Annotated in this window: 11 protein-coding genes, 1 tRNA gene and 1 pseudogene; 8 read left to right on the forward strand and 5 right to left on the reverse strand. The window is 61.4% G+C overall.

The window, feature by feature from the left end:
- The 3 genes and pseudogenes from tnpA to EOW68_RS13430 all read left to right on the forward strand — a co-directional run.
- Nucleotides 1-192: IS200/IS605 family transposase (tnpA, locus tag EOW68_RS13420; protein ID WP_128225680.1), on the forward strand; the 192-nt coding region annotated here is incomplete at its 5' end.
- Nucleotides 189-1548, forward strand: a pseudogene (locus EOW68_RS13425) (RNA-guided endonuclease InsQ/TnpB family protein). The gene tnpA and the pseudogene EOW68_RS13425, both read left to right, overlap by 4 nt.
- A gap of 131 nt (nucleotides 1549-1679) precedes the next feature.
- Nucleotides 1680-2300: a histidine phosphatase family protein gene (locus EOW68_RS13430; protein ID WP_128225681.1), complete on the forward strand. Its 621-nt coding sequence runs from the start codon at nucleotides 1680-1682 to the stop codon at nucleotides 2298-2300.
- Between the two features lie 16 nt (nucleotides 2301-2316).
- On the opposite strand, the gene crcB is transcribed toward EOW68_RS13430, so the two are convergent.
- Nucleotides 2317-2661: a fluoride efflux transporter CrcB gene (crcB, locus tag EOW68_RS13435; protein ID WP_128225682.1), complete on the reverse strand. Its 345-nt coding sequence runs from the start codon at nucleotides 2659-2661 to the stop codon at nucleotides 2317-2319.
- Nucleotides 2662-3075, reverse strand: coding sequence for a fluoride efflux transporter FluC (locus tag EOW68_RS13440; RefSeq protein ID WP_431358929.1), 414 nt, complete (start codon nucleotides 3073-3075; stop codon nucleotides 2662-2664). It lies immediately after the preceding gene.
- Between the two features lie 344 nt (nucleotides 3076-3419).
- On the opposite strand from EOW68_RS13440, the gene EOW68_RS13450 reads away from it, so the two are divergent.
- From EOW68_RS13450 to EOW68_RS13460, 3 genes are all read left to right on the forward strand, one after another.
- A complete protein-coding gene (locus EOW68_RS13450; protein ID WP_128225684.1) occupies nucleotides 3420-4700 on the forward strand; it encodes an RNB domain-containing ribonuclease in 1281 nt (426 codons plus the stop codon).
- Nucleotides 4701-4748: 48 nt separating this feature from the next.
- On the forward strand, nucleotides 4749-5639 hold the full coding sequence (locus EOW68_RS13455; protein WP_128225685.1) for a mechanosensitive ion channel family protein: 891 nt from the start codon (nucleotides 4749-4751) through the stop codon (nucleotides 5637-5639).
- 118 nt (nucleotides 5640-5757) lie between these two features.
- Nucleotides 5758-6432, forward strand: a complete 675-nt coding sequence (locus EOW68_RS13460; RefSeq protein WP_128225686.1) for a type 1 glutamine amidotransferase domain-containing protein — start codon at nucleotides 5758-5760, stop codon at nucleotides 6430-6432.
- 27 nt (nucleotides 6433-6459) lie between these two features.
- Here EOW68_RS13460 and EOW68_RS13465 read toward each other — a convergent pair whose 3' ends face one another.
- Nucleotides 6460-7050: a 50S ribosomal protein L15e gene (locus tag EOW68_RS13465; RefSeq protein ID WP_128225687.1), complete on the reverse strand. Its 591-nt coding sequence runs from the start codon at nucleotides 7048-7050 to the stop codon at nucleotides 6460-6462.
- 311 nt (nucleotides 7051-7361) lie between these two features.
- On the opposite strand from EOW68_RS13465, the gene EOW68_RS13470 reads away from it, so the two are divergent.
- Nucleotides 7362-8054, forward strand: coding sequence for an MBL fold metallo-hydrolase (locus tag EOW68_RS13470; RefSeq protein ID WP_128225688.1), 693 nt, complete (start codon nucleotides 7362-7364; stop codon nucleotides 8052-8054).
- 56 nt (nucleotides 8055-8110) lie between these two features.
- On the opposite strand, the gene EOW68_RS13475 is transcribed toward EOW68_RS13470, so the two are convergent.
- Nucleotides 8111-8195: transfer RNA gene (locus EOW68_RS13475), tRNA-Ser, on the reverse strand.
- Between the two features lie 97 nt (nucleotides 8196-8292).
- On the opposite strand from EOW68_RS13475, the gene EOW68_RS13480 reads away from it, so the two are divergent.
- Entirely contained in the window at nucleotides 8293-9183 is an 891-nt protein-coding gene (locus EOW68_RS13480) for a prenyltransferase (RefSeq protein WP_128225689.1), read from the forward strand.
- Here the strand turns inward: EOW68_RS13480 and EOW68_RS13485 are convergent, their stop codons facing one another.
- A complete protein-coding gene (locus EOW68_RS13485; protein WP_431358930.1) occupies nucleotides 9184-13548 on the reverse strand; it encodes a tetratricopeptide repeat protein in 4365 nt (1454 codons plus the stop codon).
- Between the last annotated feature and the right edge of the window lie 19 nt (nucleotides 13549-13567).

Consider the following 13567-nt stretch of genomic DNA (forward strand, 5'->3'; position numbering starts at 1 on the left):
CCCAAACACAGTCCGGCACTGCTCACCAACTGGTTCAAGGGCATCTCCTCACGGAAGTACAACCACCGCCACGCCGACCACGACGGCGAGAAAATTCGGTGGGCACGCGGCTACTACGCCGGAACAGCCGGGCACGTCTCCAGCGAAACCGTCGAGAACTACATCGACCGGCACAAGGAGGCAGAAGCGTGACTGAACTCACGAAAACGCTTGAACTGAAGCTTGTGGACCCGAATGTCCACAAGCGACAGAAGCTTCGTGAGACGCGGAACGCTTACCAGCAAGCGCTTCAGGCCGCCTTCGCCGCTGGCTGTGACACACAGTCAGCGGCCAACGATGTGGTTGTCGAGTACAACCTGAGCGGCTACGCGAAAAACGCTCTCAAAAAGTACGTCCCACAACTCTGTGGGAACAGCTACGACGCCGACGAGCTTCATGACGACCACCCGGTGCGGTTCACCAACGAGGGTCTGCAACTTGACCATCAGCCACAAAACGCCATCGAGTGGTACGTCAAAGTTCCGCACCACGAGGATTACCACCTCTGGATACCGGCACGCGCCAATCCCGAACAGCGGGATTGGCTCGAAGCGTTAGACGCAGACGACGCCGAAATGGGTGAGAGTCGGCTGTTCAAGCGCGACGGGACGTGGTATCTCCACATCACCGCTACCCGCGACGTGGAGGACGAATCTGAGGCGTCCGCCGACGAGCGGACGCCGCCAGACTCGTCTGGCGAGCTCTGTCTCGCTGGGCTCGACAGGACGCCGATTGGTGTGGACATCGGAGAAGCGAGTCTCGCCACGGTGTGTCACCGCGACGGCTCTGGTTCTCCGGTTCGCCCCCGCCTGTGGGCCGACGACGGCAAAGCCGTTCGACGGCTCCGCAAAACCTACTTCACCGCCAAGAGACGCCTTCAGAAGCGTGGCAGTGAACGAATCGCAGAATCATACGGTGACGCACTGTGGGATCAGATTGACGATGTGTTCCACCGTGTGACCCGCGAGGTCGTGGAGTACGCCGAGTCCGTCGAGAATCCAGTGCTGGTGCTGGAAGACCTGACGTACATCCGCGAGAACATGGACTACGGCGAGTACATGAACCGGCGGTTGCACGGATGGGGGTTTGCCAAGCTCCACGCACAGATTCGCTACAAAGCCGCCGAGACGGGAATTCCCGTCGAGACGGTGAATCCCCAGAACACGTCGAAGGCATGCCACGCTTGCGGTGAACACGGCTCCCGGCCACGACAGGCGACGTTCAGATGCTCGAATGACGACTGCTGGCTCGGTGAGTATCAAGCCGATGTGAATGGGGCAATAAACATTGCAGACCGCTACCGTAGTGGAGAGAGTCGCCGCCGAAGCGACCGGGCTTCCCGGCAGAAGGCCGGTGACGATGTCGAGAAAAATCAAAGATTTTTCGACCGTTGGAAATCTCCGATTTCCAAGAACTCGGCTACGGACGGGGCCTCTTTGACCGGGCCACAAGACAGCCAAGCCGAGTGCTGAAATCCAGCAGATGACGCTTGGAACGTATGCGTCTTGAAACTGACAGGCCGCTACACTCGGCCTGAAATCCCGTGGTGGGATTCCTCCGCGTTCACGCGGAGGAGGAGGTCAATTTGTTGCGACAGCTGGGCGCGGTACTTAACATCTCGGAGCAAGATACGAGTAGCTATGGCAGATGTCGTCTGGGCTGTCCGGCACGGGCAACGACAGGATACCATCGATCCGAACTGGGAGGACAACGCTGACCGGATTCACGACCCGCCGCTGACAGAACTCGGCCGGTGGGCTGCCTGGCGGGTCGGCCGCCACTTCGTCGACTCCGGAACGACACTCGATGCAGTCTACGCATCGCCGTTTCTCCGCACTGTCGAAACCGCCGAGGAGATCTGCCGTGAGACGGGCAACGAGGCCCTGCTCGAACCGGGACTGGGTGAACACCGCAACGCGGAGTGGTTCGACGCCGAACCCGAGACAGTTCCGAACGAACAGCTGGCCAACTGGTTCGACCCCGTCCGACTCCGACACGACCCCCACGTCGTTCCCGAGTTCCCCGAGGGCCACGCCGAGGCGATGGCGCGGGCCGGCGAGACGACCAGGATTATCGCCGACGATGTCGAGGGGACGGTCCTCCTCGTCGGTCACGGTCTCACCATCGGCGCGGTCGTTCAGGGATTGACCGGCTCCGCGGAGGAGGCAGACGCACCACTCTGTGGACTCACACGCCTCCACCGCGAGGGCGGGGACTGGGTGCTGGATTTCTCCGGCGATACCGCTCATCTCGATCAGTGACCGGCGGTCGTATCGGTCAGCCCACGAGCAGATAGGCGACTGCGACAGCACAGACGGCGAGTCCGAAATTCCCGACGGCGTAGAGCACAGCGTACCCTGGGCGGCCCCGTCGCCAGAGATCGACCGTCTGGAAACTGAACGAGGAAAACGTCGTGTACGCACCGCAGACGCCGACGCCGACGAACAGTGCGAGATCACTCCCGACCGCAGCGAATGTCAGCAGGCCGAGGACGAAACTTCCGATCACGTTGACCGTCACAGTGGTTATACTCGATGGGTACGCATCGAGCGCGACCCCAGTGAGATAGCGCCCACTCGCCCCGACAGCACCGCCGATCCCGACGAGCAGTGCGGCCTCCATTCAGTCGTCACCCCACGCTGGCTGCTGTGGTGTCGTCGTGCCGACCGAGCCAACGACTATATAGCTGAGTCCAACAGCAGCGAACCCGCCGGCGTAACTCGTCACGACGTAGCCCGCCGCGAGGGCCGGGGCTGTCGTCACCGCGTCGAGGACGAACGTGCTGTAGGTCGTAAACGACGAGCAAAAGCCAGTCCCGAAAGCGAGTCGGAGTCGGCGCGGGAGGACGTCGTCGCTCCGGGAGTCGAAGATGAGCAGGCCGAGCAGAAAACAGCCGACGAGATTCGTCCCGAGCGTCGCCACAAGTGAGTGTGCGATCACGAGTTCGATCCCGTACCTGAGCGTCGCACCGAAGACAGCGCCGGTGGAGATGAGACCGACCGCAGCGGCGTGGGCTCTCAGTGACTGATCGCCCACGGATAGCCTCCAATGTCCGGGCCGGCGTGGTTGCTCGCCTGTGTCGCGTCGGTCATCTCACGGCCCTCGTTCGAACTGCCCATCCCGACCGTCGGTTCATTACAAGCCTGTCTGCTTTGGAGTGTGCTAAGGGCATCGATCGGATGCAGACGCGATACGACGCTCGCTCTGGCACTGGTACGACTCATTCACACGACGGTCGCATCTATGTAGAACCGCCTCTGGAACAGGTCCACAGGGAGCAAGTGGCGGAGGCCATCGCTACTGATCAGGCGAAAGATGGCAGTTTTCCAGGACAGGCACACGCCGACACCTCTAATTACCACTCGGTCGTAGGCCGGGGCATGAGTGATAGCGACCAGGAGCACGCCGGGACTGCCGAGGGGCAGGGGCCCGTCGAGATCGACGAGGAGATGGCCCGGCACATGGAGAACAAACGCGAAGAGTTATTCGAGAAGTTCGATATTCCCTACGAGTTTCCGCCCGAGGTCATCCAGGAGGCCAAAGCCCGCACCGAGGACGTCCAGCAGGAGATCGCCGACGAGATCGACGAACGCCAGGATCTGCGTAACCTCCAGACCTGGACGACCGACCCGATCGACGCCCAGGACTTCGACGACGCCCTCTCGGTCGAGGAACGCGAGGAGGAGTTCGTCCTCTGGGTCCACATCGCCGACGTTAGCCACTACGTGAACCCCGAGACGGCGATGTGGGACGAGGCCCGCCGGCGCGCGAACACGATCTATCTGCCTGCTCACACCGTCCACATGCTCCCGCCGATTCTCGCCGAGACGGTCTGCTCGCTGGTCCCCGAGGAAGACCGACTCGCCCACACCGTCGAGATGCACCTCGACAAGGAGACCCTCGGCTACGAGACCATCGACATCTACAAATCGGTGATCCACAGCGACGAGCGGCTAACCTACACCGAGACCGAGGCCCGGATCGAAGACGAGAGCGAACCGCTGCACGAGAAGATCGACCTCGTCTGGCAACTCGCCGATCAGATGCACGAGCAGCGCAAGGAGGACGGCTCACTCGTGCTCAACCCCCGGCGCGACCGGGCACACACGATCATCGAGGAGTGTATGCTCAAGGCGAACAAGGCCGTGACCCACGAACTGATGTGGGATCGCGGTGTCGAGGCGATGTACCGTGTCCATCCACAGCCCAGCCCCGACGAGTGGAGCGAGGCGCTCCGGGAGATCCAGGATCTCGAGGGCGTCTCGATTCCGGGTGACAAGTGGGACGAGCCACGGAAGGCCGTCAACGCGACACTCGAACAGGCTCCCCAGCGCCAGCTCGACAAGATCCAGTGGGCCGTGATGAAGGTGATGCCCCGCGCGAAGTACATGAACGATCCGTTCGGCGGCCACCACGCGCTCAACTTCGAGATCTACGGCCACTTCACCTCGCCGATCCGGCGACTCTCCGATCTGGTCAACCACTGGATCGTCCACACCAACGACGTGCCCGAGGATCTACTCAAACTCTGTGATCACGCCTCGGATAAACAGAAAGACGCCGAGCAGTGCGAACGCGAGTACAAAAACTTCCTCGAAGAGATCGGTCTGGATCCGAATGCAGTCAACAACCGTGGGCTCGAAATTGTCGACGAATCATAATTTTGTTGGGCAAAACTCATATGTATCCAGCTACAGACTAACACAGATGTGTTAACAACAGTTCTACAGGGGGTACCAACAAGCCCCGGTGAGTTTACATCAGAGTATGGTGATCTAATCGTTTCGTCGGTCATCACGCTGTTACTGTTCGTCGTCACGTTCCTGGTGCTCTACCTCGTCGGGAAGCCACTCGTGGTTCGGCTGACCAGGCGTGCGCTCAACGAGCGGGAGTTTTCACCGTCGATCGTCAGCCTCGGATCGAGTATCGCCGGGACGATCGCCGTGTTTGGGGCGGTCGCGGTCGCGTCGGTGGTCGCCGGCTTCCCGGTGATCCTCTCGGCCTTTGCGACGATCTTCGCTGCGCTCGCGCTCGGTTTCGCCTTCGCTGCAAGCGATATCGTCCAGAACTTCATCGCGGGCATTTTCATCATCAAGGACGAGCCCTTCGATGTCGGCGATTACATCGAGTGGAACGGCAACAGCGGGATCGTCCGTGAGATCAACCTCCGTGTCTCGAAACTCGAGACGTTCGACAACGCACGGGTCACGGTTCCGAACAGTGATCTCGCGAACGGTACCGTCACGAACCCCGTCGCGAACGACACACGGCGGGTCACGTTCGACTTCGGGATCGAGTACGACGCGAGCATCAAGGAGGCACGGTCGATCATCCTCGAAGAGGCAGCCAAAATCGACGGCGTTCTCGAGGAGCCGGCCCCGTCGGCTCCGGTCACCGGCCTCGCAGATTCGGCCGTCGTGCTGAACGGACGAGTCTGGATCAACCCCAAGGAGACGGGGGCTGGCGGCGTCAAACACCAACTCGTCGAGAACGTCAAACGGCGGTTCGATGCAGAGGGAATCGGGATGCCGTACCCGTACACGGAGCTTACGGGCTCGATCGACGTCAACCAGCTCGAAAGCGCCGTCGCCGACGACTAACGAGCGGTTCACCCGTCCGGTTCCGTTTTTTTGCGTGTGCAATCTCCGTCAGCGACGCGCATATTTCGAGTGTCAAGCACAAGGTAGACACCCCTTCAGCCCGAATACGTATCTGCATATGACTACTGCATTATTCATCGTCAGTGAGCACGGCTACTGGGGCGAGGAGTGTATCAAACCCCTCAACAAACTCACCGAAGCTGGTGTCGATATTACGGTCGCGACACCCACAGGTGAGAAGCCGGAGATCGACGAACGCTCGCTCGATCCCGAGGAGGTCGAGGAGGATATCATCGAGGAGTGTCGCGACGCCGACCAGAACGACGAGCGACTGAACAACCCGGAACCGATCGCCGAAGTCGACGCCGCAGCGTACGACGCGGTTGTCTTCCCCGGCGGCCACGGCACTGTCTGGGACATCAACCAGGACAGACACGCCCGTCAGGCTCTTCGAACTGCCGTCGAGGGTGACGACGGCGTCGCACTCGTGGTCTGTCACGCTGTCGGAATCCTCGCATTCGCGCGGGATTCGGACGGTGAGATTCTCGTCGAGGACCGGCCGGTGACTGGCTTCCCGGACGCCTGGGAGGAGGGAATCGTCGACGAGCTCGACCGGATGCCGGACGGCCGGAAGCTGCCCTACTGGATCGAACAGGAGGTCACGGCCGCGGGCGCAGACTGGGATGCCGAACTCGACAGCGATACGAGTGTGACTGTCGACGGTGACCTGATCACGGCGCGTGGACCACCATCCTCGGGGCAGGCGGCGGAGACGCTGCTCGACCAGCTGTAGAATAAAAAACCGAACCGCGGCGTCGCTCTATTTGCCCTGGCCGCTGTTGGCGCTGATGCTCGGGCGCGTCTTCTCCGAGCCTTTGCCTTTCGATCCGAGGCCACGGTTCTGTTTCCCGGCGCTCGTGAGGCCACGGAGTGCGCGGCTCTCGTGGGCGTCGTCACAGATCCAGTTGAGGTCGTCGTCGTTTTCGATGGCGGGGTGGTTCGGGTCGACCAGAATGAGTTCGTGCCACTTCTGGCTGCCGTCTTCACCGACCCAGTAGGAGTTGAGCACGCGCAGGTTCGGATACTTGCGTGCGGCTCGTTCCTCGGCGATGCGCTGGATGTTCTTGCGTCGCGTGATGCGAGTGACACCCTGGCGTTTGGAGCGTCGGCCAGCTTTGTGTCGCTGTTTGCGTGCACCGCCCTTGCGGACGCTGACGCGGACCACGATGATGCCCTGTTTTGCTTTGTAGCCAAGCGAGCGCGCCCGGTCGAGGCGGGTCGGTCGGTCGATCCGCTCGATCGAGCCCTGCTTGCGCCATTCCTGCATGCGTTGCCACTGTAGTTCCGCTAACTTGCCGTCGCCCGGGTCTTTCCACGCGTCCCGGATGTGTGAGTAGAAGCTTCGTGCCATGTGGTTTCACCCACGGGCGTTGTGTGGTTCAAACCCTGGGTGGCTGTGCCACCACTGTGGCGGGGGTACCCGCCCAGAGTTCACATCCCGACCTGTAGCTGACAGGTGCCCGCTGGTGCCCGTGTCGGCCAGCGAGTTGGTGGGTCTATTCCAGTTACGGATAAAAGGACTTCGAACTTGAGTGATGGCGTTTGTACTGTGTGAACTGTGAGGACACCGACTCAGAACAGTCATTCGAGTTCCAATTTTTCCACACACATCATCTGTCCGGAATCAGATACTATAATTAGCAGCCAATAAAACCCAAATTCATGTACGAACGGAGCGATCCGAGTCGCGCACGCATCGCAGCCGAGTGGGATGGTGGCGTGAGCTGGATCGCACACCCCGACGAGGGGGGACAGCGCGCGAGCCACGCCATCCAGACCGGGGATGATGTCTGGCTGTTCGATCCACTCCACGCGCCAAACGTCGACGACCTCATTTCTCCGCTCGGTGAGGTCGCCGGCGTCGCTGTTCTTCTCAATTACCACGCCCGCGATGCAGGCGCGTTCGCCCGAAAATACGACGTGCCCGTCCACATCCCCGAGTGGATGGGCCGTGTCGAGGAGCGGGTCGATGCGCCAGTCGAACGGTACACCCTCTCGCCGAACGACGAGTTTCAGATCCTCCCGCGCCAACCCTTCCCCGGCTGGGACGAGGTGTTCTGGTACCACGAGCCCAGCCGGACACTCGTCGTCGGTGACACGTTGGGGACGATGAGTACGTTTTTGATCGACGACGAACGACTCGGGATAGAACTGTTCCACCGGCTCGTGCCACCACAACAACTCGCTGGGATCGAACCAGCGCGAATTCTCGTCGGTCACGGTGATCCCGTGACCGAGGATGCGACGGCAGCGCTCGAAGACGCACTCGATGGCGCGCGTCGCTCCTTCCCGAAAGCGCTGGTCGAAAACGGCGCAGAGAGTTTCCGGGCGTTTGCAGGCGTGTTCATCGACTGACTTCAGTCGTGCTCGCCACACGCAAAGCGGTCGCTCGCTGATTAAATTCGCAGAAACGCCGAGGGAGCGATTTGAACGCTCGAGTCCTTACGGAGACCTGCTCTCGAAGCAGGCGCCTTGGCCAGGCTAGGCTACCTCGGCTTGTCCAACTATATCCGAGGGTCGTTATTACCCGTTTCGGTTTTTGTTCCGGGCGGGAACGAATCACACATACCTCAGCCGTTCAAACTCGGCTCATATGGCGCGGTACCGGGCAGTTGCGTGGACTCTCTTCAAGACCAGCCGTCCCTCGCAACTGCTTCTCATCCTTGCGGTCTACCTCTTCGGCGCGAAAATCGCACTCGCAAACGGTGCGACAGATTCGACGAGCGCGCTCGTCGCTGGCGCTGTTGCGATCTTGCCGATCGCTGCGAGTGTCCACTACGCCAACGAGTACGCCGACTACGAAACCGACGCGATTACCGATCGAACTCCGTTCTCCGGCGGGAGCGGCGCGCTCGCACGAACTGGCCTGCCTCGTACAGTTCCACTGAAGGCAGCGATCGGCTCGCTTGCGCTTGGAACCGTCCTCACAGCCGTGCTCACGACTGCTGGCGTCCTCCCGCTGTCAGCTGTCGCAGTGCTCACAGTCATCGCCGTCTTCGGCTGGCAGTACTCCGTCGGACCGCTCAAACTCGCCTGGCGCGGCTGGGGCGAACTCGACAACGCGGCGCTCGGTGGGCTGGTACTGCCGGTCTACGGCGGGGCCGTTGTCGGCGGCGATGCTGGCTTCGTCGCACTCGCTTCGGTTCCGTTCTTCCTGGTTGTCCTGCTCAACCTCTTCGCGACGCAGTGGCCCGACCGGAAGGCAGACGCGAAAGCCGGGAAGCGAACGCTCGCTGTGCAGTGGCCAGCCAGCCTGCTCCGGCGATGCTACGTCGCGATTGTGATCCTCGCTGGGTTCGTCCTCCTCGTCCTCTCTGGAACTGTTCTGCCACGAATCGTCGTGCTGGCGAGTCTGGCGGTCGCTCCGCTGCTCGTCTGGGGTGCCTACGGTTACACGAAACGGCACGTCCCGTGGCCGACAGTGAGCGCGATGGTGGGGCTGCTGCTGGCGCAGATGGCTGGCTGGTGCTGGGTCGCGGCGTGACTACTCTATCTCGGCTACACGGTCCGAGAGCCAGCCACGGTGCTGTCGTTTCACTGGTTCGGGCGCGTCCTCGAATACCGCCGTCGCTTTCTCGACCCACCTGTCCGCGTCGGCCGCATCGTGGTCGGCGAGATGCTGGAGCGTCGTCAGTGTATCGTGCGGTGCACCAACCCGTTCGAACGCTTCGAGTGCCTGTTGCCAGTGCGTGCTGGCCGCGTCCGGGGAGTCAGACGCAGCAGCGATCCGTCCGCTCAACAGCCTCGCCCGTGCCTGATCGTGCGGTGTACCCAGCTCACTGGTGATCTTTTCGGCCCGCCCGACACTCTCACGTGCAGACCTGCGGTTCCCCTGTTCGATCGCGAGTCGAGTATCCTCCAGCCGCGTTCGTGCAGACTGGTGGCGACTCTCCGTCTCTTCGCAGAGCCCGAGACTGTCCTGCAGATCGTCCGCTGCCTGGTCGTACACTCCCTCCTCGCGCGCCACTGCACCGAGCCCACGGAGGCTGATGATCTCGGCCTCTGATGCGTCTATCGCAGTTGCGATTTCACGCGCCTCGGTGAGATACTCCCGGGCGCGGTCGACTGCTCCTCGTCTGTAGGCCAGTACTCCGAGTCCGTTCAGCGTTCGCGCCTCGCTCCGTCGGTCGCCGATCTCACGGAAGATGTCGAGTGCCTCATCGAAACGGTCACTCGCTGTCCCGTATTTGCCCTGTCTGCGGTCGATATGCCCGAGATTGTGGAGACTTTCGGCCTGGCTTCGCGGTCGTCCGATCTCGCGGGAGATGTCGAGGCTTTGCTCCAGATAGGTTCGGGCCTGTTCGTACTGCCCCAGTCTCCCGAGGATATCGCCCAGGCCGTTCAGACAGCCAGCCTCGCCGTTGCGGTCACCGATCTCCCGAAGAATGGTCAGACCCTCTTCGTAGTACTCGCGGGCACGGTCGTACGCGCCCTGTTTCCCGGCGACACCCCCGAGATTGCTCAGCGTCCGTGCCACGTAGTCCCGGTTTCCGATCTCGCGGGAAATTTCGAGGCTCTGCTCGTAGTAGTCGCGCGCCTGCTCGTACCGTCCCCGATTGGACGCGATCAGCCCGAGATTGTTCAGACAGCCCGCTTCTCCGGGGCGGTCTCCGAGCTCTCGCAAGATCGTGAGACTCTGCTCGTAGTACTCACGGGCCTGGTCGTACTCGCTGTGTCGCCACTCGATGATGCCGAGTTTCTGCAGGTTTTTCGCTGTCCCGTACCGATCACTGATCTCCCGAAATATAGCTAGACTTTGCTCGTAGTACTCCCGACCCGTGTCGTACTCTCCCTGTCCGCTGGCGATATCACCGAGCGTGGTCAGACAGTCTGCCTCACCGTTGCGGTCACCACGGTCGCGATAGAGTTCGAGACTCTCTTCGGCGTACTCCCGGCCCCGATCTAGCTCTCCCTGGTTGTAGGCGATCCCTGCAAGATCGTTCAGACTCTTTGCGATACCCTCGCTATCGTCGATATCGCGCGAGAGATCGAGACTCTGTTCGTGTAACGCATGGCTCGTGTCGTGTTCGCCTCGTAGCCCGTGGAGATCACCCAGTTCGGTAAGGACGGCAGCGAGTGCGCTCCGATCGATCTGCTCGTCTCTCTCGGCGAGCGAGCGCGCCCGTTCGTAGTGATCGACCGCGTCCTCGTTGGCGTACGTCTCGGCAGCGTGGGCTCCTGCCTGTCGGTAGAACTCGAAGGCTGTGTCGTCCTCGCCGATCTGCTCGTAGTGATTCGCGAGCCGGGCTGCGTGCTCGTCGATTTCGCCCGCGTGTACCGATTCGATCGCTTCCGCAACGCGACTGTGGAACCGGTTGCGATCCTCGTCGGGAATCCCGGTCAGTGTCTGCTCCCGGACTACTCCGTGGACGAATTCGATGTCTCCACCCGATCTGGTCCATATCTGTCGGTCGACCAGCGTGTCGATCGCTCTGACGAGTTCACCGACCCGCTGCTCGCTCGCTGCCCGCAGGACGTCGAAGGAGAACTCCCGGCCGATTACTGCACCGAGTCCGAGTACTGGCTGAACTGCCTCGGGTACCGTTTCCAGTCGCTCTGTAATCGCATGCTCGACCGTCTGGGGGACGGTGTCCAGACTCTCCGGGAGAGCTGCCCCACTCTGGACTGGCCCGACCGTCTCGGCGAGATGTCGACCGAGTTCCGTGACGAAAAGCGGTGTGCCGCCAGTATGATCGCTGACTGCCTCGACGAACGGCCCTGGAATCTCTTCGATTTCCAGTATGTCCGAGAGAAGCAGCCGGATCTCACTCTCGTCGAACGGCTCGAGATCGATGATCGTCCCACGACCGGTTTCGGCAGTTTCCGTGGTAATCTCGAGTACTGGATGGCTTTGTTCGACGTCGCTCGTGCGGTAGGTGCCGAGAAACAGCACTCGATGTCCCCACCGGCCCACTTCCTCGGTTAGATACTCGAATAGTTCGATGGTGCCGCGATCCGCCCACTGCATGTCTTCGACGAGCAAGACGACCGGATTGTTCTCGGAGACTGTCCGAAGTTGCTCGGCGATGTCCGCAAACAGTCCCCGTTTGCGCTGGGCAACCCGGTCGGCGTCGGTGGCAGACAGCGATGCGGCGTCAGCCAGCAACTCAGCCAGCTCCCGTTCGCCGGGTAGCTCCCGAACGACCTGTCTGAAGGCGTGATACGGGGGTTGGACGTCTTTCTCGCAGAATCCAGTCGCAACGATCGGGGGCTGGTCCTGCTCGGCGAGCCGTTCGCGAAACTGTTCGACCAGCGTCGATTTCCCGATCCCGGCTTCGCCGGTGAGCAACACTGTCTGGCTCCCCTTTCGCTCCAGGTCGCCGTAGATCGTCTCGAGTTGTTCGAGTATCTCCACCCGCCCGATAACAGTCTCACCGTGGAACGACTCGGGTGAGATATCCCGGACGCGCTCCGGTGCACTCGTCAGCGGTGACTCGTCGATATCGGGTGTCTCTGTGTGGTCGAACCGAATGCCGACGAGTGTGCCCTCGTCAGTTCGGTGGACGATCAACTCGGCTCCGGAGTAGTCGACGAGCCACCGGACCAGCCACAGTCCCACACCGCTTCCGTGTTCGAGCGTGTCTTCGGAGCCGCTCCGGAGAACTCGGATCTCTTCCTCTGCGAGTCCGCCGGATTCGTCTTCGATAAATAGCGTCTCGCTAGCTCCCTCCCGATCGATCCAGATCTGAAGCTGTGCATCGGCGTCCGGCGCATGTTCGATCGCGTTCCCGACGAGCTCCTCGAGTGCCTTGTCGATGTGTGGATGTGCCTGGACTGACACCCCTGCCGGCAGTTCGAGGGTTATCGATGCCGCTGGATTTCGCTCTCTGGCGGGCTCGACGACCTCTTCGACGGCCGACGTGATATCGAACTCGTAGCGTTCTTGGGTTTCGATTACTTCCTTGATAAATCGCGCTTTCTCACTATAATCGAGCAGTCGGTCGGCTGACTGCTGTATCTCCTTCGTATGTGTGTGAAGCTCCGGATCGATCCGGTCTGCGAGGACCTCCGCGTGGGTCTTCGTGACCATCAGCTCGTTACGGATGTTGTGTCGGAACACGCGCGTCAACACCTGCTTGAGCAGTTCCAGATCCTGTTCGTGTCGCTTTCGCTCGCGGATCTCCCGGAGGACACCGACTGACCCGGCGTACGCACCGCTCTCGTCGCTGATCACTGTAACGTGTGCCTCTGTCAGGATCGGCTCACCGTCCGCTGTGACGACGGTCATCTCGATTCGTTCTGCCTCCGAACCGTCGACTTCGCCAGCCATGTGCGGTGTGATCCTGTCGTAGCTGCTGGCAGGCACGATGTCACTGAACTCGCGACCGAGGAGTGCCTCGCGGTCGTAGCCTGTCCGCTCGACCATGGCGTCGTTGACTCGTCGAAAACAGTTCTCGGCATCGAGGACGTAGATCGGATCTGCGATGGCGTCGCGCAGGTCGGTATGAGTGTGCCCGAGTTGCCCGGTTGTTTCCTGTCCGACACAGATGTGGTCACCATCCCGGGAAACGATAGACAGCGTGAGCGGCACTATCGCGCCGTCTACCGTCCCGAACGGTACAGTCGGGTGTTCCGTCCCTCGACCACTCACCGTCGCCTGCAGTTCCTGGGCTGTCGTGATGTCGAAATCGAGAACCGGCGGCAGATCCATCGACAGCAGCGTTGCGATCGAGCTACCGACAAGTTGTTCGGGTGGATATCCAAGTGTCGTCTCTGTTCCGACAGCAGTCTGAATCGTCCCGTCCCCATCGAGGACCAGGATCACGTCTCCCATCGTAGCGACGACCGACTCGAGTGTTTCGTCGTCGAGCAGCGATCCGATCCGGTCCTGACCGGTCCCGTCGTTCATCATCGGTAGCATCCGCTGG

This window comes from Halovenus amylolytica (genome assembly GCA_004015825.1).
Taxonomy (GTDB): domain Archaea; phylum Halobacteriota; class Halobacteria; order Halobacteriales; family Haloarculaceae; genus Halovenus; species Halovenus amylolytica.